Annotated in this window: 23 protein-coding genes; all 23 read right to left on the bottom strand. The window is 59.5% G+C overall.

Annotated elements, in window-relative coordinates:
- Positions 1-12: 12 nt before the first annotated feature.
- The 23 genes from DXA66_RS11025 to DXA66_RS10910 all read right to left on the bottom strand — a co-directional run bounded on the left by DXA66_RS11025 (position 13) and on the right by DXA66_RS10910 (position 17,391).
- A complete protein-coding gene (locus tag DXA66_RS11025) occupies positions 13-1,392 on the bottom strand; it encodes a hypothetical protein (RefSeq protein WP_118528921.1) in 1,380 nt (459 codons plus the stop codon).
- 15 nt (positions 1,393-1,407) lie between these two features.
- Positions 1,408-2,010, bottom strand: coding sequence for a hypothetical protein (locus tag DXA66_RS11020; protein WP_118528919.1), 603 nt, complete (start codon positions 2,008-2,010; stop codon positions 1,408-1,410).
- 3 nt (positions 2,011-2,013) lie between these two features.
- Complete coding sequence (locus tag DXA66_RS11015; protein ID WP_118528917.1) at positions 2,014-2,205, bottom strand: hypothetical protein; 192 nt, start codon at positions 2,203-2,205, stop codon at positions 2,014-2,016.
- Positions 2,206-2,221: 16 nt separating this feature from the next.
- Positions 2,222-4,123 carry a hypothetical protein gene (locus tag DXA66_RS11010; protein WP_118528915.1) on the bottom strand — a complete coding sequence of 634 codons (1,902 nt, stop codon included), beginning with the start codon at positions 4,121-4,123 and terminating at the stop codon, positions 2,222-2,224.
- A 3-nt stretch (positions 4,124-4,126) separates the two neighbouring features.
- Positions 4,127-4,510, bottom strand: a complete 384-nt coding sequence (locus DXA66_RS11005; protein ID WP_118528913.1) for a hypothetical protein — start codon at positions 4,508-4,510, stop codon at positions 4,127-4,129.
- Between the two features lie 184 nt (positions 4,511-4,694).
- Entirely contained in the window at positions 4,695-4,970 is a 276-nt protein-coding gene (locus tag DXA66_RS11000) for a hypothetical protein (protein WP_118528911.1), read from the bottom strand.
- A 12-nt stretch (positions 4,971-4,982) separates the two neighbouring features.
- Positions 4,983-6,005 (bottom strand): N4-gp56 family major capsid protein, encoded by a 1,023-nt coding sequence (locus DXA66_RS10995; RefSeq protein WP_118528909.1) that lies wholly within the window; start codon positions 6,003-6,005, stop codon positions 4,983-4,985.
- A gap of 58 nt (positions 6,006-6,063) precedes the next feature.
- Positions 6,064-7,428: a ribosomal-processing cysteine protease Prp gene (locus DXA66_RS10990; RefSeq protein WP_118528907.1), complete on the bottom strand. Its 1,365-nt coding sequence runs from the start codon at positions 7,426-7,428 to the stop codon at positions 6,064-6,066.
- A gap of 14 nt (positions 7,429-7,442) precedes the next feature.
- Positions 7,443-9,293, bottom strand: coding sequence for a hypothetical protein (locus tag DXA66_RS10985; protein WP_243089095.1), 1,851 nt, complete (start codon positions 9,291-9,293; stop codon positions 7,443-7,445).
- A 256-nt stretch (positions 9,294-9,549) separates the two neighbouring features.
- Positions 9,550-11,010, bottom strand: a complete 1,461-nt coding sequence (locus DXA66_RS10980) for a terminase large subunit domain-containing protein (protein WP_118528905.1) — start codon at positions 11,008-11,010, stop codon at positions 9,550-9,552.
- Entirely contained in the window at positions 10,991-11,701 is a 711-nt protein-coding gene (locus tag DXA66_RS10975; protein WP_118528903.1) for a helix-turn-helix domain-containing protein, read from the bottom strand. Before DXA66_RS10975 ends, DXA66_RS10980 begins: the two co-directional genes overlap by 20 nt.
- Positions 11,702-11,944: 243 nt before the next feature.
- The gene (locus DXA66_RS10970) at positions 11,945-12,256 is read right to left on the bottom strand and encodes a SqdX protein (protein ID WP_118528901.1); all 312 of its coding nucleotides are present in this window, start codon (positions 12,254-12,256) and stop codon (positions 11,945-11,947) included.
- 159 nt (positions 12,257-12,415) lie between these two features.
- Positions 12,416-13,300 carry a hypothetical protein gene (locus tag DXA66_RS10965; protein ID WP_118528899.1) on the bottom strand — a complete coding sequence of 295 codons (885 nt, stop codon included), beginning with the start codon at positions 13,298-13,300 and terminating at the stop codon, positions 12,416-12,418.
- Positions 13,301-13,760: 460 nt separating this feature from the next.
- Positions 13,761-14,423, bottom strand: a complete 663-nt coding sequence (locus DXA66_RS10955; protein ID WP_147365175.1) for a hypothetical protein — start codon at positions 14,421-14,423, stop codon at positions 13,761-13,763.
- Positions 14,375-14,560 (bottom strand): hypothetical protein, encoded by a 186-nt coding sequence (locus DXA66_RS10950; protein ID WP_118528893.1) that lies wholly within the window; start codon positions 14,558-14,560, stop codon positions 14,375-14,377. The genes DXA66_RS10955 and DXA66_RS10950 overlap by 49 nt, the downstream gene beginning before the upstream one ends.
- Positions 14,557-14,775, bottom strand: coding sequence for a hypothetical protein (locus tag DXA66_RS10945; protein ID WP_118528891.1), 219 nt, complete (start codon positions 14,773-14,775; stop codon positions 14,557-14,559). The genes DXA66_RS10950 and DXA66_RS10945 overlap by 4 nt, the downstream gene beginning before the upstream one ends.
- Positions 14,772-15,530 (bottom strand): hypothetical protein, encoded by a 759-nt coding sequence (locus tag DXA66_RS10940; RefSeq protein ID WP_118528889.1) that lies wholly within the window; start codon positions 15,528-15,530, stop codon positions 14,772-14,774. The genes DXA66_RS10945 and DXA66_RS10940 overlap by 4 nt, the downstream gene beginning before the upstream one ends.
- On the bottom strand, positions 15,527-15,712 hold the full coding sequence (locus DXA66_RS10935) for a hypothetical protein (RefSeq protein WP_118528887.1): 186 nt from the start codon (positions 15,710-15,712) through the stop codon (positions 15,527-15,529). Before DXA66_RS10935 ends, DXA66_RS10940 begins: the two co-directional genes overlap by 4 nt.
- A 13-nt stretch (positions 15,713-15,725) precedes the next feature.
- A complete protein-coding gene (locus DXA66_RS10930; protein WP_158576383.1) occupies positions 15,726-15,944 on the bottom strand; it encodes a hypothetical protein in 219 nt (72 codons plus the stop codon).
- Between the two features lies 1 nt (position 15,945).
- Entirely contained in the window at positions 15,946-16,218 is a 273-nt protein-coding gene (locus tag DXA66_RS10925) for a hypothetical protein (RefSeq protein ID WP_118528883.1), read from the bottom strand.
- 53 nt (positions 16,219-16,271) lie between these two features.
- Positions 16,272-16,448, bottom strand: coding sequence for a helix-turn-helix domain-containing protein (locus DXA66_RS10920; protein WP_118528881.1), 177 nt, complete (start codon positions 16,446-16,448; stop codon positions 16,272-16,274).
- Positions 16,449-16,471: 23 nt separating this feature from the next.
- Positions 16,472-17,080: a hypothetical protein gene (locus DXA66_RS10915; protein WP_118528879.1), complete on the bottom strand. Its 609-nt coding sequence runs from the start codon at positions 17,078-17,080 to the stop codon at positions 16,472-16,474.
- Positions 17,077-17,391 (bottom strand): hypothetical protein, encoded by a 315-nt coding sequence (locus DXA66_RS10910; RefSeq protein ID WP_118528877.1) that lies wholly within the window; start codon positions 17,389-17,391, stop codon positions 17,077-17,079. Before DXA66_RS10910 ends, DXA66_RS10915 begins: the two co-directional genes overlap by 4 nt.
- Positions 17,392-17,426 lie beyond the last annotated feature (35 nt).

Below are 17,426 nucleotides of genomic sequence, written 5' to 3'. Positions count from 1 at the left end.
TGCCGGTCTCCTTTATCGTTCCGCTTCCAGAATTTTCATAATGGACGACAGCGTGTTGTCCGTAATGCCGTCTGCAGAAAGTCTGCCCGCAATATCGTCCAGACTGTAACCACCCGCCAGCATGCCGCGCGCCGTTGCAAGTCCGCTGCGCAGCGGACTGCTGCGGGTGTTTGCCCGCCCACTGGTGCCGCTGCTTCCCGCCGTGCTGTTTTTCAGCCACCCCGCGTCCGTCAGGGTCTTCTGGTAGAAGTCATACAGCGGGTTTGTCTCCTTCATCCCGGAGAATTTTGTTGCCATCGTCTGCAGCTGGCTGTTGGTAAAGCCGGTCGTTCCCGTCTTGCCGCTGCCAGAGCTTGTGTTTCCGCTCTTCGTGCTGCCCGTTCTGCTGCTCCCGCTGCCGGTCGTCCTATAACGGTTATTCAGCGCCAGCTGGCTTGCTGTGTAATTCAGCTGCCGCTGGTTCAGTGTGGGCGAATAGTCAATGCTGCCAGTATCTACGCCCGCCATCTGCAGGTAGTTTTTGGCTGCAGTGTCATTGCCACTTCCTGCCAGACTTGCACCCTGCAGCAGTGCCGCCATCTGATCCTGCTGTACACTGCTCATGCCCTGCCATGTATCCAGCATCGTCTCGTCCAAGCCATATTTCGTCAGCACTGCTTTCGCTGCATCATCAAAGCCTGCCTGTTTGTATGCGGTGGCCTGCTGCAGCGCCGCCACCTGATCGCTCAGCTGAGTGCGTGCCAGACTGTCATTGTACTGTTTTTCCTTGAACTCGTTTTCCCACTTCTGCTGGCTGTACCCCTTGTACGCATCGTATCCTTCCATCACCGTGCTGCCAATGCCCTTCACGGCGTTCCACACATTGCTCCAGAAGTTGCTGTTCTCCTGCCGTGCCTGCTGGGTGCGGTCATAAAGGTAATTGCGCCAGTTTGCTGCATTGCTCACGCTGCTGTCATACTCGCTGCGTTCCAGTGCGCGCTGTCCCAGCAGGGTGTCCAGCTGGTCGCCCGCACCGGCAAGCTCCTGCTTCCACTGGGCCAGTGCGTCCGCCCGGGCTGCAGCAAGGGTGCTGCCGGTGTTTGCCGTCTGCGTCGCTGCTGCCTGATCTGCCGCGCTCTTCGCATAGTCCGCGCCATACCCGCCGGAAAGCGAATCTGCGGTCGCTGCTGCTGCATCTGCACCGGCATTTGCATTGCCCACCATCCGTGTCAGTGCGTCCTTGTAGCCGCTGTCTGCCGTGGTAAAGTCAAAGCCCGCGCCGCTGGCCGTGCCCATCTTGTCCAGCGTATCGGCAATGTCCTGCGCATACTGGTCATCGTAGGCCCCCGGCATGGCGTTTTCCACGTCCTGCAGGCGCTGCTGCGCGTCGTTCAATCTCTTGATAGTCGCCATTCTTTTCTCCTTTCCTCAAATAAAGAACAGCGGCAGGATCCTCGCTGCAAGGCCTGCCACCTGCAGCGCCCCGTTAATAAAATTCTGCAACCCGTTCTGCTTTTCGCTGTAAGCGTTGTCGTACTCGTTCTTTTTGTACTGTAGGCCTTCGTTCCAGTTGGCAAGGTCGTTCTGGTACTGGCTGTAGTCCTGCTTTTCCGCGCTCTGCAGCCCGCTCAGCTGCTGCAGCAGGTCGCTCTTCTTCGTGTTGTACTGGGCTTTGCTCTGGCTGTAAAGGTTGTCCAGCACATTGTCCAAGCTGTTCATCGTTCTGGCATAGGCGTTCTGTCCCGCCTGCGTACCGTAGCTGGAGCCGTAGCCGCCGGTCATGGCGGCGGCGTTCGCCTGCGCATTCTGGTTTGCCAGCTTTGCCTGCCGGGTGTACTCGTTCTTGTACTGCTGATAGGCTGCATCTGCATCCGGGTCGTAATCAAAATCGCCCATGTTTTCCAGCTTGCCCATCACATCCTTGATCTGGCCCTGATACTTGCTCTGGTAGTCTGCAGGCTTCGTTTTCTCATACTGTTCCAGGTTGTACCGTGCCGTGTTCAGGCGGTCATTGTTTCCAAACAGTCCCATTTTTTATGCTCCTTCCCCATTCATCCGTTCTAAAAATTCTTCCGAGCAGTTCTCCCGGTCAATGTTCGTCAGCACATAGCTCAGCTGTTCCGTCAGCTGGTACAGGTAATTCCGCAGCGCACGGGCATCTTCTGCCGACATCTCACTGCTGAATGAAGGCAGCGCAATGCCTTCCAGTCCCGCCAAACTTGCCATTTCTACGCTCCTTCCCTCATTTCCTCGGCTGTGCCGCGCTCACGCGCCCACCGGTCGCCGCCGCCAGCGTAAAGGCCACACTGCGCAGCACCATCTGCCCGGTGCCGTAGATCTTCAGCTGCAGCGTATCTGCCCGCCGGGGCACAAAGGGCAGGTTGATGCGCTGGTGGTCCTTCCCTGCTGCGCAGGTGCCCAAAGTTTCAAAGGCTCCGCCGTTATAGCTTGCAGCCACCGTTACCACCGTGTGGGCCAGCGCATCCAGCCGCACCGTCACCCGGCTGATGTACTTGTCGTCCGGTACGCTCAGGCCAATGTCTCCGCTCACCGCTTCAAACTGCAGTGCCGTTTCCTGCCCTGCTTCCTCCGCGCCGCTTTCCCGGTCAGGATCTGCGGCCCACAGTACGCTGCCGTCCCACAGGTACAGCTGCTGCCCGGTGGATACCATCTCGGTGCCTGCAGCGCTTTCCTCGTGCCACAGGCCTTTTTCCGTGTCGTATACCAAAAGCCGTCCAGCCTGCGTTCCGTCTGCCTTCTGGTGCAGGTACAGGTAATACCGCATGTCCATGCTTCCCGCCATGGCCCAGTCCACCGCAGTCAGCCCGCTGGTGTCCAGCGCAGCGGATACCTTTGTCGGCAGGCTTCCGTCCCATGCCATCACCCCGTCCGGCGAAAGATAATACAGCGTCTCTGCGATCACGCACAGGCTGTTCGCTGCGTTTGCCGCCACGCCCCGGCAGCGCACGCTGCTCATCTGGTAATCGCTGGGCTTTGTGCCGTACAGTTTGTGGATGCAGTTTTCCTTGAAGAATAGCAGGTATCCCAGACAGCTTGCAGCGCCGGTAAATGCACCGTCACTGCCCACGCTCACGGCATAGCTGTCCGCTGTAATGCCCTGATAGCTGTACCAGTTGGTCGGGTCGCCCAGAGCGCAGGCGTAAATGGTGTTTTCCTTCCGGCTGCATCCCCACACCCGGTTTCCCTGCTCCGTCACAAAGTCCAGCTCCGGCACCCTCCGCTCCACCTTCACCGGTGCGGCCGCTGCGTCGTTCTCGGTCACGGTGCCGTCAGCGCTCTTCCATGTCACACTGGTCTCCGTCACAGTCCAGCTTCCGTAATACCGGTCGCTGTCCTCGGCCCGTGTCAGCACTGCTACCATCTCGTCGCCGTCCATGGCCTGGATCATTACCTCACCGTTCAGTCCTTTTGCCACTGCATTGCACACTGCGTCCGGCATCCCGCTTATGGTCACTGTGTCTCCCTCCCGGATCACTCCGCCGATCCCCGGGCACCGGATCTTCACCGCGCTCAGCAGTACTTCCACCCACTTTTTGTTTTTTGCGCTGTAGCGCAGCAGCACCGCATTGCTGTCATAGGCTTCGTCGCTGTCACTTTTCAAAAACAGCTGTCCGTCCTCCGGCTCTTCCGGTTCGGTCTTGCCCGCACCTGCCGGGGTGTATGTCCGGCCTTCGGCATCGCAGGGGGTCACGGTCACGCTTTTCCCGCCCATCTCCCACTGTGCGCCAAGGCGCGTCAGTTCGCCGGTGCCCGTGTCAAAAGCCACCTTGTCCGGCCAGATCAGCACTTTCGTGCCCATGCCCGCCATGGCCTTGCGGTCATCGGTCAGCACGTTCTCCAGCACCACCGCACCGGTACGTGCTTCTTCGTCCGGGGTGTATTCCAGCGTCTTTCCGCGGCAGATCAGCAGCCCATTCAGGTGGTACATTCCGTTCACGCCCTGTACCGTCCGCACATTCCTGCGCATTTTCCGCGTCTGCAGCGCCGGGTATCCCCGGCTGGAAAAATTCATTTCCCCGCTGAACTCTGCCTCGCTGCAGCCGTATCCTTCGTTCAGTCCGCCAAAAGCCCGCAGCATCTGGCGGCTCGTCTGCAGCACGTTCAGGTTCGTTCCGTCCATCATCCCTCAGTACCTCCACTGCGCACCAGCGGCCGGTGCGTACCGCTTCCTCATCCATACGGCAAATTCCTGCAGGTAGTCGCTGTACACCTGCAGCTCATTCATGGCCCGTGCTGTCTCGCCCAGCGCCAGATCCATCTGCGCACACAGCCAGTGCACATACAAAGGGCAAAAGGCTTCCGGTGCCAGCAGCACCGTTTCGTATCCCAACCCTTCGTTCCAGTTCACATCCGCACCCACAGCATCAAAGTCCGCCGTCCGGCTGCGCTGCACAATGCTCGTGCGCATCCGGGCATCGCACTGGCGCAGCCAGCTCTGTTTCAGGCTGTCCGTAAACTGGTTGTTCGGCCGCAGTTCATCGGCCTGTTCTATCGCCTGTCCGGCTGTCATCTTATCAAGTCTCCTTCCCGCTCAGCTCCTGCTGCACAGGTCACGGCTCCCTGCGTTCTTCCTGCCGCAGCCAGCAGTCGCCTCTGCTGCAAAAACACCCGGCACAGCCATGTGCCGCTGTACCGGGTGTCTGTTTTCATTTTGTAAAATGCTCTTTTCTTTGCAAGAGCCGTGCTCTGCGGCCTTACACGCGCTGCGCCTGCTGCACAGCAGCGCTTTCCGCCGCCACGATCTTTGCCATTGCCTCGCCGTCCATCTCTTCGCTGTGGCGCAGCACCTCAGCAACCGCCTTCGGTACCTCCACGTCCACACCGCGCTGGATCAGGTAGGTCTCACCGTTCACGCCCACGAACACCGGCGTTTTGTAGCGCTGGTTGTCCTTGAACAGCCGGATCACCTCCGTGTCCTTTTCCGGTGCTGCCTGCACAGCGGCTTCGGTCTCCTGATTCTTTACTGCCATGTTGGTTCCTCCTTAGTTTGCCAGCGCCTTTGCGCTGTAGCGTGCCGAGCAGCTCTCAATGCGCACCATGTACTGCTCGCTCAGCCGTTCCGCCGTCTTGGTGGCCTTCCAGCCCACAGAAGCACGCTGGTTCAGCGGGTCATCGCCGTAGCCCAGCTGCTTCACAATGTGCTGCATGCCGCCGCCTTCCAGTTCGGTGGTCGCGTAGGCGTGAGCACCCAGTACCAGCGTGCTGTACACAGCCAGCCCCGCCGGGCAGCCATCGCCCTTCCACACCTTTGCCTCGCTGGAAACCACGAACCGCACGTTGTTGATCTTGCCGATCTCGCCGTTGAAGATTTCCTCCGGTGCCGCATACTTGTGCGCCTCGATCCAGTTCGGGTCCTTGCGGATATCGTAGCTGGTGTGCGGGTGCACAATGGCCACAAAGCTGTCTCCAATGGTGTCTGCGTTCTGGGTCTGCAGCAGCGCCACTGCCTGGTCGATCAGATCCACCGTCAGCTGTGCAGTGGCATCCAGATCCGCACGGCTGGTCACGGCGGTCTCCGCGCCGCCCGTTCCGATCTTCGGTGCATAGATCACGTTGGTGCCGCCGTTCAGGATATCGCGCACAATGGTGTCCATGGTACGGCCGCCCTGGCTTGCCAGCACGTTGGTGGCCTGCACGATGTTGTTGTCAATGGCCGTCAGATCCAGCATGTCGGTCAGGGGCACCCAGCCGCCGTACTGGTGCGCCTCGGCGGTCACGGTGGTCACGTTCAGTGCCTGACCTGCCGGGGTCACGCCCTCGGTCAGCGGCGTGGTGGCCTTGGGCAGCGCATCATACTTGCGGAACTCAATGGTCTTGCCGTTGTTCGCCGGGATCGGGTAACTGTCGCCGAACTGGTCATGCACCAGTGCAGGCTCTGCCAGATCCAGCAGGGTCTTTTCGTAGTAGGTCTTCATCTCAGCCGTCATACCGGCTGCGCCCGTGGTGTTCTGCAGCTGTGCGCTTGCGTCCGCAAACATCTGCAGATTCAGTCTCTTCTTGCTCATTTGTTTATCCTCCTTCAAAAGGGTTTATCTTTCTCGCATTCTTCGCGCGGGAAATCTCTCACAGCACAATGCGTTCTCCGCGCTGTGCCCTGCGTGCCAGCTCTTTCCGCTGCTGCCGCGTCATGTGGGCCACATCCACCTTCATCTCGGCCGCGCCGCCGGGGTGTGTCCCGTTCTCAGCCGGGCGCTGGCTGCGCTGCTGGATGCGCGTCGCCACGCCCTGCTCCACCTGTTTTGCCGTGCGGGCCGTCTGGTTTTCCATCAGGCGGTCAAAGTAGGCTGCACGGTACGCCGCTTCCAGCCCCACACCCCGCCGGATCATATCCGCCACGGCAGGGTTGTTCAGCACTTCGTCCAGCTCAAAGTCCGGGTAGCTGTTTTTCAGCTTTGCCGCTTCCGCTTCCCACCGGGCACGCACTGCCGCTGCACGCTGCTGGTGCTCCGCGGCCAGCCGCAGCTGTTCGGCCTGCTGCTTTTCAGCATTGGCGCGCTGCAGCTGGCCCTCCATGCGGTCCATCTCCCGCGCGGTTTTCACGCTGATGCCCCGCTGCGCCGCCAGCGTTTCATAATATTCATCGTTCTTCACCCGGCCGTTTTTCACGGCATCGATCAGCCCGTCCATGTCGCTCATGTCAATGCCGTAGGCTTCGGCCAGCACCTTGCCCAGCTCGTTCAGCTGCGGGTTTTCCCGGATGCTCTGCACCGCCATCCGCGCAGCATGCTGCATGGCCTCTTCAAACTCTTCCGGGTACTGCTGCATCGCCTTCGCAAAGGCATTCCGGCGCTGTTCCGGTGTCAGCTGCACATTTTCTTCGGTTTCGCCGCCCTGCTCCTGCTCGTTGCCCTTGTCCGGTTCAGCTTCCTCCTGCGCCAGCCGTTCGGCATCGACTTTGGCTCCCTCATTGAGGGAGCTTCCGCCCGCAGGCGGCTGAAGATTTTTTTCTGTCGTCACTTTTGCCGCTTTGCCCGGCCTGCTGCGCTTCGCAAGCCGCTCCTGTGCGGGCCGCAGGGCAGGCGGTGCCACCGGGCTGCTTTCGCCCTCTGCAGCTACCGCACCCTCTCCGGCCCCGTCACCGGCACCGCCGTCCGCAAACAGCTGCAGATCCATGTTGTCCGCATCGTTTGCATGCAGGTTCACAAACCGCACATTCGCCGGATACTGCTGCGCCAGCAGCATCAGCCCATCCATCACCAGCTCAAACTTCGCCAGAGTGTCAAGGCTCCAGCTCGCCTGTACACGCAGGATATTGTCCCCGCCCGGGTCGCAGGTCACAGTGCCGCTATCCACGCTGTAAGCCAGGCTCTGCATCAGTGTGCTCACCGCCGCGCACACAATGTCCTGTCCTTTCGGCGCATAGCCCGCGTGTCCCGATGCCTGCAGGCTCATGTCCTTCCCTTTTTTGTCGTAAATAATGGTGATCATTCTGCTTTTCTCCTTTACTCCTTGTTCGGGTTATTCACGTCCATGGCCCGCTTTGCGGCCTGGGTCGCCATACTGTTGCTCCCACTTTCGCCCACCACATCTCCCAGACTGTTGGTGGTGCTCTTCGCGTCCGCGGTCCCGCCGCCCCCTGTTCCGGCAGCACCGGCAGCCTGTCCGGCCGCGCTGGCTGCTGCGCTCACGTTGGTGCCGTTCTGCTGGTCAATGATGGCGGCCATCTTCTGCATCTGCTGTGCCATCTGCTGCAGCTGCTGGTACAGCGTGCCGTTCTGGCTCACCCTCTCCCGCACCTTCTCAATGCCTTCAAAGTCCATCATTTCCAGCGCAGCAAGGGCAGCATCGGCGTTGGCCGGTGCAAAGAATCCCAGCTGGTAGCACTCCTTTGCCGTCTCGTTCTGAGAAAGGCGGCTGAAAGTGCTTTTCTTTGCCGCGCTTACCGTAATGTCGAACACCGGCTCATGGTCGCCCAGCTGCACACCGCCTACATTGCCGCCGGGCACGGCCTGCAGCATCGCATTGCTGAACGGCACATACTCCACGCCGCCGCTCTCGCCGGTAATGCGGTATACCCGTTCTTCGTCGTAGAACTGCCGCATCAGCTCGATCACAAGGTAGCATTCTTTTGCAAACGTCCGGTACGCGCTTTTCAGCATATCGCGGCTAAGTTTGCTGCCCGCCTCCTGCAAAGCCGCAATGGCGCTTGCCGCTGTCAGGCCGCTGGTGGTTCCGCCCTGGCTCACATCCCGGTTGCCGCTGATTTCCTTCAGCTCGCTCACCCGTGCATCCCGGTAGCTGATGCAGTTGCCGCTCAGTACATTGGTCTGCAAAGGCCGGAAACTGTCGTCCGTCAGCCTGCCCACCACGTGCACGATGTCCTTGCCAAAGTCGGCCAGTTCTTCTTCGTTCACACCCGCTGTGTCGCTCAACACATAACGGGCCTTTGCAGCCAGTTTCACGTTTTCGTCCATGGCGTGGTTCATCTCGTCAATGGCGGTCTGGGTGTCCTTCATCACATCAATGTATCCAAAGCCCGCCGGGCTGTCCTCTTCCCGGAACAGCGGGTCAAACACAAAGGGGTATTTTCCGTGGTCGTAAAAGCCACGCTGGGCATACTGCGGGTCGTTCTCGCTGGCATACAGCACCACGCCGTTGCAGTATTTGCAGTAATGCAGCACCGTCTGCCCGCTCTCAAGGGCCTTTTTGTAATACCAGTCCACCACAACGCTTTTGTCACTGGTGTCAATGCTGTCGTCGTGGATGTACTTTGCCACATCCATGCTGCTGCCCGTGTGCCCGGCCATCTGCGGGTATCGCCCTTCCAGCTGGTCATTGTCCATAAGGCTCAGGCTGAACAGGTGCGGCGTGTCCTGAATATCTTCCACGCCCGGCTCCCAGTACAGCATCAGCAGGTTCACGCTCCGGATGCAGATCTCGCCAAGCCCGCCGCGCGCCGCCGGGTCCCAGAACACGCCCTTCACGCCGGTGCCGGTCTTCAGCTTGCGCCACCATGTGTCGCTGTACACGGTCTCGTAGTCGCACTGCTCCAGCACCGTGGGCAGGATCTTGGAAAGCGCTTTTGCTGTTTTCTCGTCGTCCTCTGCCCGCGGCAGCACGTTCGGTTCCGGGTAGTTGTCCATGGCATCGGCGTGCTTGTTGGCAATGCTGTTGAACAGCCATCCGCTGGAAGGTTTGGGCTTACCCTGCATTTCCTTGTTTTCGTAATTTTTCCAGTGCCCCATGCGAAACCACAATTCGTTATCCACAATGCGCTTGTCAAGGGCTGCTTTTCCGGCCTTGTATTTCTGCAAAATGTCGTTTGCCTTGCGGATGTCCTCTTCCCCGATCACCTGCTGTGCGGGCAGTTCCGGCTCTGTCGTCAAGCCGTTTTCCCCCACCAATGGTGCTTCATCGAAGTGCTTGATAAACTGTTCAAATTTTCCTCCGTCCACGTTCCCGCTCCTTTTTCCTGATGCCGTTTATCGCTAGGGTCTCTTCTCGTGAAAATGCATTCGGAGCGGCCCGCAGGCCGCGACAAATGCGAAAAATAAAAATCAAATTCCGCTGCATATGCCCAGAGCGCACGCGGTGGGCATTCAAATCGTTTCACACCCTCATCACCCGCGTCCGGCTCTTACGTCTGTCCATGTCCAGCGGGTCATCTTTCATCGGCTGCACCGGTTCGGTCTTTCTGGGGCTGATGGGGTTTTCCATCAGCACATACCGGCACTCGTCGTAAATGTGGTCTTCCTGGGTGGTGTCAATGTCTTCCACCCGGCTCTCGTCGTACACAAGGTTCGGAATGGTGCGGATAAAATGCCTGCAGGTATCAAATACCTGAAACATCGGCCTGCCCTCGCCGTCAAATGCCAGCCGGTAGTGCAGCTGCATCTTGCCTGCAAGTCGCGTGTGGTCGCCCGGTGTCCAGAAGATGTAATTCGGGTGCTTTTCCTGCATGGCCGCAATGCTCTCGCCCTGACTCTCGTTGAAGATAGCCGGGTCTGCCACGCCGGTAATGTGCCGCCCGCGCAGCATTGGGTCGTTTTCCTCCGCTTCCTTGATGCGCCGCGCCTGCTCTACCGGGTCTATCTTCAAGCCTTCGTTGGGCACGCCGGTGCAGCCGTACAGCTCCTTGATACGGTAAAGCCGCCCTTCCTCGTCCGCTGCATACCAGCCAACGGAAAAAGGCTTTGCATAGCCAAAGTCGTACCCGCGCCAGATGCGCCAGTGTGCCGGAATGCGGAACGGCTTGATCACGTGCGTCCACCGCTGATCCTCGTAGTGGGCCGGGTCGTTGCGCCATTCGGTAAATACCTGCCCGTTAAAACTGTCCCAGTTGCCGTAAAGCAGCGCCTGCTTTTCCGCTTCCGGTAAGCTTGCCAGCGTGCCTAGATACCCCGGGTCGTTTTCCAGCAGTTTTTTGTTGTCAAACACCGTGGACGGGATAAACACCCTTGTCCGCCGCAGCTTTTCTATACTGCCGTCCGGTTTTTTCACATCCACCAGCTGCACCATTCTCGTGCCCGGTGGTGCCGGTGTAATGAACCGCGCCTTCACCCATCCGTGGCCAATGCCGCCGGGGTTCGCCGTGGCCCGCATGTACACTGCCGTGCCTGGTCCGGTAGGTCGGTTGCGGCTCATCAGGTAGCTGTATTCCTCCCAGGTAAAGTGGGTCAGCTCGTCCACGCCGATAAAATCAAAGGCTTTGCCCTGATAGTTGTATTTGTCCTGTGTGCGGAACATGCTGCCAAAGTAGATCTTCGCCCCGCTCGGAAAGGTCCATACGTGGCTGGAAGCGTTGTACCGCGCTTTCGGGAATACCGGCTTGTAGTACTGCATCGTCTTGTCGATCAGCTCCGAAAGCTGCGGGTAGGTTTTCCGCACGATCAGCCCGCGGTAGTGCGGAATGTCCACCTGCCGCAGTGCTTCGATCACCAGTGCATCGCTCTTTCCTCCGCCTGCTGCCCCGCCGTACAGCGCTTCGTCCTCGCTGCGGCGCATAAAGGCTGCCTGCTTGGGCTGCGGCCGCCAGATGACCAGCCGGTTTTTATACAGTTCCGCTGCCATCCAGCACCACCTCCTGCTGCCCGCCCTCGTCCTGCCGCTCCATCAGCACCGCCGGGGCCGCGCTCTGGCCGCTGCCTTCGTCCTTCGGCACCAGTGCCGCAGCCTTTTCTGCTGCTGTCAGCAATACCGCTGTCACCTTGGCCGCGTCTTTGTCGCTCATGGCAAAGCTCTCGTACCGCTCCAGCTGCTTTTCCAGCTCGGTGCGCTCTTCGTCCGTCAGTTGCCGGTCGTAGGTCCCCGGTGCGCTGCGTATCACAAGGCCTGTCTCGGCAGCGTCCTGCAGGTTTTCTTCCTCGCTCTTCAGCAGCACGCCCAGCTCATAGTTTTTGGCCCGTGCATCCTCATCCAGACGCTGCTGCAGCTTCGTCCGTATCTCGGCGGCGCGCTGGTTCTCTGCTGCGCGCTGCTGCAGGTAGCTCACCTGTGCCTTTGCGCCCAGCGCCGCTCTGGCTGCGATTTCCCGCGCCGCTTCGGCCCGTGCTTTTGCAAATTCTCCGTCCGGCTTCTTTGCTTCCTCTGCCACCCAGCTGCGGATGGTGCTCTCCGGCACACCGTATTTTCTCGCCACCGCACAGATGGAGTTTGTGCCGATCATGGCCATCACCACCTCGGCCCGCACCTTTGCCGGGTACTTTTTGCCCCGGCCCTGCCTGCCCGGCACGGTGTTTTTGCAGTATCTGCGCTCAGCCATGCCCGGCCCTCCTTCCTGTGCTGTTGCTTTCAGCCTACCACCAAACAGCCTGCAAAAACACTGCGGACATTTTGCGGTCGTCGCAGCGAGTACGGGTTGTGGCTCCCAGCGTCTGCTTCGGCCCTTGGGGCGGGCCTTGCATCCTGCTGGCCACGGCCCCAACAACTCCTCCCTGTTTCCGCCACTGGCGGCGGTCGTCGTTGTTGCATCACAAAACCACCGGATGCATCCGCACCCAGTGTTTCAGATCAGCCCTGCTTTTGCAGCAAACACCGCTGCCGTGCTCAGCGTTTCCAGCTCCTTGTGGTAGTAGGTCGTCCGCCCAATGTGCAGCCTTTCGATTGTTTCCGCCTCCGGCCGCTCTTCCAGATACCGCAGCCTGAGCAGATCCGCACAGGTCTCGTCCACCTCGGCATAGTAGTCCAGCACCTGCCGGATCACCCGTCCCCATGGGTCCGGCCCTGCGGCCGCACAGCCTGCCGCGTCCGCTGCTTTCTGCTTGCGCCCGTACTGCCGCAGCGCCTTTCTCACAGCCTTCTTCTGCTGTCTGGTCACTCGTCCACCGCCTTTCACGGCTCTATCTGCTTTCCAAAATTTCCCTTCATTCGCAGTTTCGGCCCGTTTCCGTCACTGTCCGCGCATTTTTACGCTGATTTTGTGTATTTCTCCGCGTTTCGCGCAATTATTACACGCAAAATAAAATAATTTTATCTGTCAGGTGCGAACTTTCGCAAACCCTCTCCGCCGCAGGATCAGATACGCCTGCGCTTCGGTGGCCTCCCATCCGTCTGGCCGTGGCCTGTCCGCTTCGTACAGCTGTCCGGGGTCATAGATCATCACCTGTACCACCTCAAAACCCGGATAGTGCTGCTCCCACCAGTAGGCATTCTCTGCGCATTCGGTGCAGCCCTTGCGCAGCTGGCGGCGGCTCCACTTCGTGTCGCTGGGTGCCAGTTCTTCCGGCTGGCTCAGATTGCGTGTTTCAATGCAGGCCCGCTCTTTGTGGCCGTATATGTAGCCTATGGTCCCGTTCTTGCCCTGCCCGTCCACGCCCAGCAGCTTCTTCATGTCCATGCGGTCGGCGTTCATGGTGCCCAAAGGCTCGTACTCGCCTGTTCCCGGCACGCGCCGCCGCCACAGATCTTCCAGCATTTCGCGCCATTCCCGCCGGTCAGCAGCTCCCATCCCCACACATTCGGCAAAGCCGTGCATGTGCAGCCGTCCAGCTTCGCCTTTGCGCACCGCCCATAGCATCAGCCGCACTTTGTCCCGGCTCACACCAAAACGCTTTACCGTGGCACCGATCACCCGCCGCTTGTAGTTCTCCACATCCCGCCTGCAGGCTGCAAAATCCTCCGGCAGATAGAACTCTTCGTATGTTCCTGTCAGGAAAAAGCCGTCCCGGCCAAAGTTTGCAATGGCCTTGCGCTGCTTGCGGCGTAAGCTGGCGTGCTTGTTCCGCTCTTTCTGGCCCCGGTCGCTCTCCTTGTGCTTCTTGCCGCGCCTGCGATGCTCCTGATCTGTCACTGCATAAATGCCAACGGCCATGTACTCGCTGCCGCACCGGTATTTCTTTTCCCGAATGTAGCTCTTCTTCATCTGGCCGTCCTCCTGCATCGGTATGCTGCCGGTATTTGTTTTCTCTTCTGTGCCCATCACCGTCACAGAAATAACGGGTATACTAGCTCCCCAAAGCGCCCACCCCGGACGCTGTAAAAAACGGTTCATCCTGCTATAAAATAAATGGTATAAAGGCTCCCGCCTGCCGCCGGTACGCTCCGGCAGCACCCGGCAGACTTTATCCTGCTGCGCTGTCGCCAAAGCCCCCGGCATCCTTTTGCCAGGGGCTTCCTCTGTTATCTTTTTCGTCTGCGCTGTCCTTTGTGCGCCATCCAGCCTTCCTTTACGTAGTCGCTCCGGTTCACTCTGTCCCGGGATACCATGTCCTTTGTGTAGGCTTTTTCTGCTTTCACCGCAGCCGCCCATGCCTTGTACTTTTTGCACGTCCCATGGCACGCCGGGTTCCTTCCCGGACAGTCTGGTTTGCAGCACCATGTGATCATGCCGGTGCCTCCGGTTTTCCCTCTGCAGCCCAGTAGCCGTAGCTCAGCTCTTTTTTGCCTGCTTTCCGGGCCGCAGCGTTGTAAAGGCACAGCTCATGCACAGCACGCTGCAGCTCGTCCGGCTTCTCAATTCCCGTGATCGGCGGCCTGCTCTTTTTCGGCACGCTGCTTCTGGCTCCCGGCGCATTGCACAGCACGCCCCGCCGTATCCTCTTCCGTGTCAGGCTGTAAATGCCCTGCGGCCTGCAGTGCCCGGCATAAAAAACATTCGTCACGGTCTGTGTGTTCTTAAACAGTCCCTTTTCTACCAGCTCTGCGGCCGTGCCTTCGTGCAACAGGTTTCCGTCCGCGTCAAACATGCTGTAAAACCATACCTCCCGCATCTGGGTGCCGGTCCTGTGGTCCGGTTCTGCTTTCGGCTTTGGCTGCTTTTCTTCCCGTTCCAGCCGCCACTTTTTCGGCTTTGCTTTTTTCTTCTTCTGGTGGGCATAGCCCGTGCATACGCTTTCAGCGCGGTTGTAGTATCCCTGTTCCATCAGCTCCTGCGGTGTGCCTTTTGCACGCAGTGCTCCGGTCTTTGCGTCGTACAAGCTGTAAACGTATTGCTTTGTCACCGGCGCACCTCCTGCTGCGCATACCGGTGCTTTGCCGTCTGCCATGCTTCCTGCCTCCGCTTCAGCGGGTTCGCAACGTCTTTCATGATCACCTCGTGTACTTCGCGTACCTGCACGCCACACTTTGCCGCCAGCTTCTTTTCGATCTGCTTGCGGGTCATTCTGTATTTGTCCTTGCTCACACTCTTCCTCCATACAGTTCAAACTCCGCACCGTCTTCGGTGATCAGCACCCCGCCGTCCAGCGCTTTTGCCAGCTGCTGCAGCCTCTGGGCGCTCAGCTTTTCCAGCCCGCCGGGCTTGCACCATCGCCGCACATCAAGCGGCCTTGTGGCCAGCGTCAATGCCAGCGTGCTTTCATTTTCGCCACGGTAGATCATGGCTTCCTTCAGCGTCATCTTAAACGTCTCCTCTCCCAGCTTTCCGGCGCAGCTGCCTGCTGCAGAACTGCCTCGATCTTCTTTTTGATCTCACCCGGTGCCAGCACTGCCGTGCCTGCAGGCGCAGCGCAGCGGCCCATGGCTCCGGCCATGTTCCGCCGGAAGAAAGCATCTTTCTGTTCCTCATAGTCCCGGTCTGCCTGTTTTGCCCGCTCTTCGTCCGGGATGTCTTCCACAATAATGTCGTCGGTCTGCAAAGCGTCGCAGGCACATCTGCGCAGATGTTCCATGGCAACATCCAGCCCGTCCGCACGGCCCTCTTCATTCACCTGCCGGTAGTTGGCAAGAGCCTCCTGCTTCAATCGGTTCAGCCGCCCGGCACCATATCCCAACAGCTCCATGCACGTCTTTGCGTATAAGGTCCATACCATACTGGCGGCCACATCGCCCGCCATGCGCAGCTGCTGCTCCCGCCGGGTACGCGGTGCACGCAGCACCGGCACCCGGAACTCCGGCTCCACGCCCTCCGGCATCCAGTTGTCCCGCATCGCCCTGCTCTGGTCGGTGCTGGGCATTCCTTTGCCGTTCGCCTGCATGGCAATGTTCAGGCTTTCCAAGCCCAGCTCTTCGGCACGCAGCTCGATCCGGTTCATTCGGTCCTTGCCTACACCAAAGCACTGGTGCAGCGCAATGATGATGCACCAGCGTGTCATTTCCGCAGTTCCGTCCCGCGTCAGATCCAGCTCCTGCCGCAGGTTCATTTTCTGCTTCACTGCTGTTTCACTCCTTCCCGGTATTGCTCAAACAGTGCAATCCAGTCCTGTGTGCTCAGCCGTTTGTCCCGGCTTGCTTCGCTCAAAAGCCGGTATGCACTGCTTTCCTTGTCGGCCGGGTGTTGCCAGTCCAGCTTTTTCAGCTCTTCGGCCATCCGGGCACGGTATTCTTCCAAGATCATCTTCGTTTCCCTTTCACGGCTCCCCGCGGTCGTTCATCCAGCTGGCAGCCAGCGCTCTGGCATCCGCCAGCTTGTCGCACAGCATGTTCACAGCGGATTCCTTCATCCACTCCGGCAGCCGGTCGGCCTGCAGCAGGGCCGCACCCATATCCCGCACAAGCTCTTCGCCGTGCTGCTCCATCCGCTGCCAGATCTCCGTTTCATCCGGTGTCATGTTCATCGGTGGCCGCATCTCAGCCCGCCTTTCTCCGGCTTTTCGGCTTCACCGTGTCCGCCGGGGCTTTGTGTGCCTTGTTGCCTTTCCGGCTTTCCTTGTCCGCACAGCAGCCAAGGCCCAGCATGGCCAGCGCTGCCGCCAGCAGCATCAGCGCCGCAGCGGCCCAGCCCAGCATTTCCCAGCCGTTCGCGCTGTGCTCAATGCCGCTGGATACCAGCAGCGCGCCAATGGCCGTCACCATAGCTGCCATGTACCACAGGCTTGCCCGGATGGTTGCTTTCAGTTTCACTTGTGTTTCCTCCTGTTTCGTGTTAAACTTCTGGTGATAGTGGCTCAAAACTATCACCCTGTAAGCTCGTCGGTGTTCGCTGCACCGGCGGGCTTTTTGTTTATTCGGTCCAGCGCCCCCTGCTCCAGCGCCGCATTCTTGTCAATGCGCCACAGCCGCGGCCCCACCTTTTCGGCAGGCAGTCGCCCGGTACGGCACATTTTCTGTACGGTCTTCAGGTTCACACCCATCAGCGCAGCATACTGCGCCGGACTCAGATATGCCGGCAGCTGCCGCGCATCATAGATCCGCGCCTACCTGCATGCAGGTCAGCCACCGTCTGGTCGGACAAACCGGAGTAATCAAACTTCGGTGCCATGCTCTCTGGGATGAAGGTCAGGTACTTGTCAGAAGAGCTGCCGGAGCCAGCGTATGGTGCAGTGTTCTTTCCGGTTGCATTGCCCGGAGCATCGGAGCCGCTGGCAGCATCTGCCGTCTCCGTCGTAGGGCTTGACCCCTCCGGCGCTGCCGGGGATGCCGCAGTTTGGCTTTCCGCAGCAGTGGCAGCATCCGAACACTGCGCGGATGGGGTAGGGTGTTCTTCCGCCGGTTCAACGGGCGCGTTCCTGCAGGGCTTGGCATTTTTCAACGCGTCCAGCATTGCGCAGTCGATTTCGTACTCATCCAACGGGGCGAACTCCGCGCCGTTGGTCAGGAATGCTTGCGGAGTCAGATTCTTGTCTGCCGCTCTGGCCAGCTCAAATCTATGCGTCATGATGCGGCTTTCTTTCCAAATGCTGCCGTTCCAGTGCCAGAGCCGTCCACGGTAATAGGCATAAGCCGTCTCGTTGGAAAGTTTGGAACTGATGATGTAGTCCGTCATACCCGCACCTCCGTGTCCTTGAGGCGGTCCAGCATCTCGGCCTGCACATCCTTGCTCATGGGCTGGATGTTGTTGCCCTTCCAGCCATAGCAGAGGATAGGGCCGTAAAGCTGGCGGCCTCGGTACGTCCGATTCAGCAGGCTGGCGGGCTGGATGGGGCCATCGTACCGGCCCACGAACAGCACCGCCGGGGTGCGGGGCAGTACGATCATCTCACTGCGGGTGCCCAGCCGGTTCTCAATGGCCCACAGGCTGTCCGGCAGGGTGGTGACAACGGGCTCTGCGCCCGGTTCAGCTAAAATACCTTTCATTTGTAAAATCCTTTCTGATGTGATATCATTAAGGG

It is taken from the genome of Faecalibacterium sp. OF03-6AC, from assembly GCF_003478175.1.
In the GTDB taxonomy this organism is placed as follows: domain Bacteria; phylum Bacillota; class Clostridia; order Oscillospirales; family Ruminococcaceae; genus Faecalibacterium; species Faecalibacterium taiwanense.
This window is presented reverse-complemented; position numbering and strand designations above follow the sequence as displayed.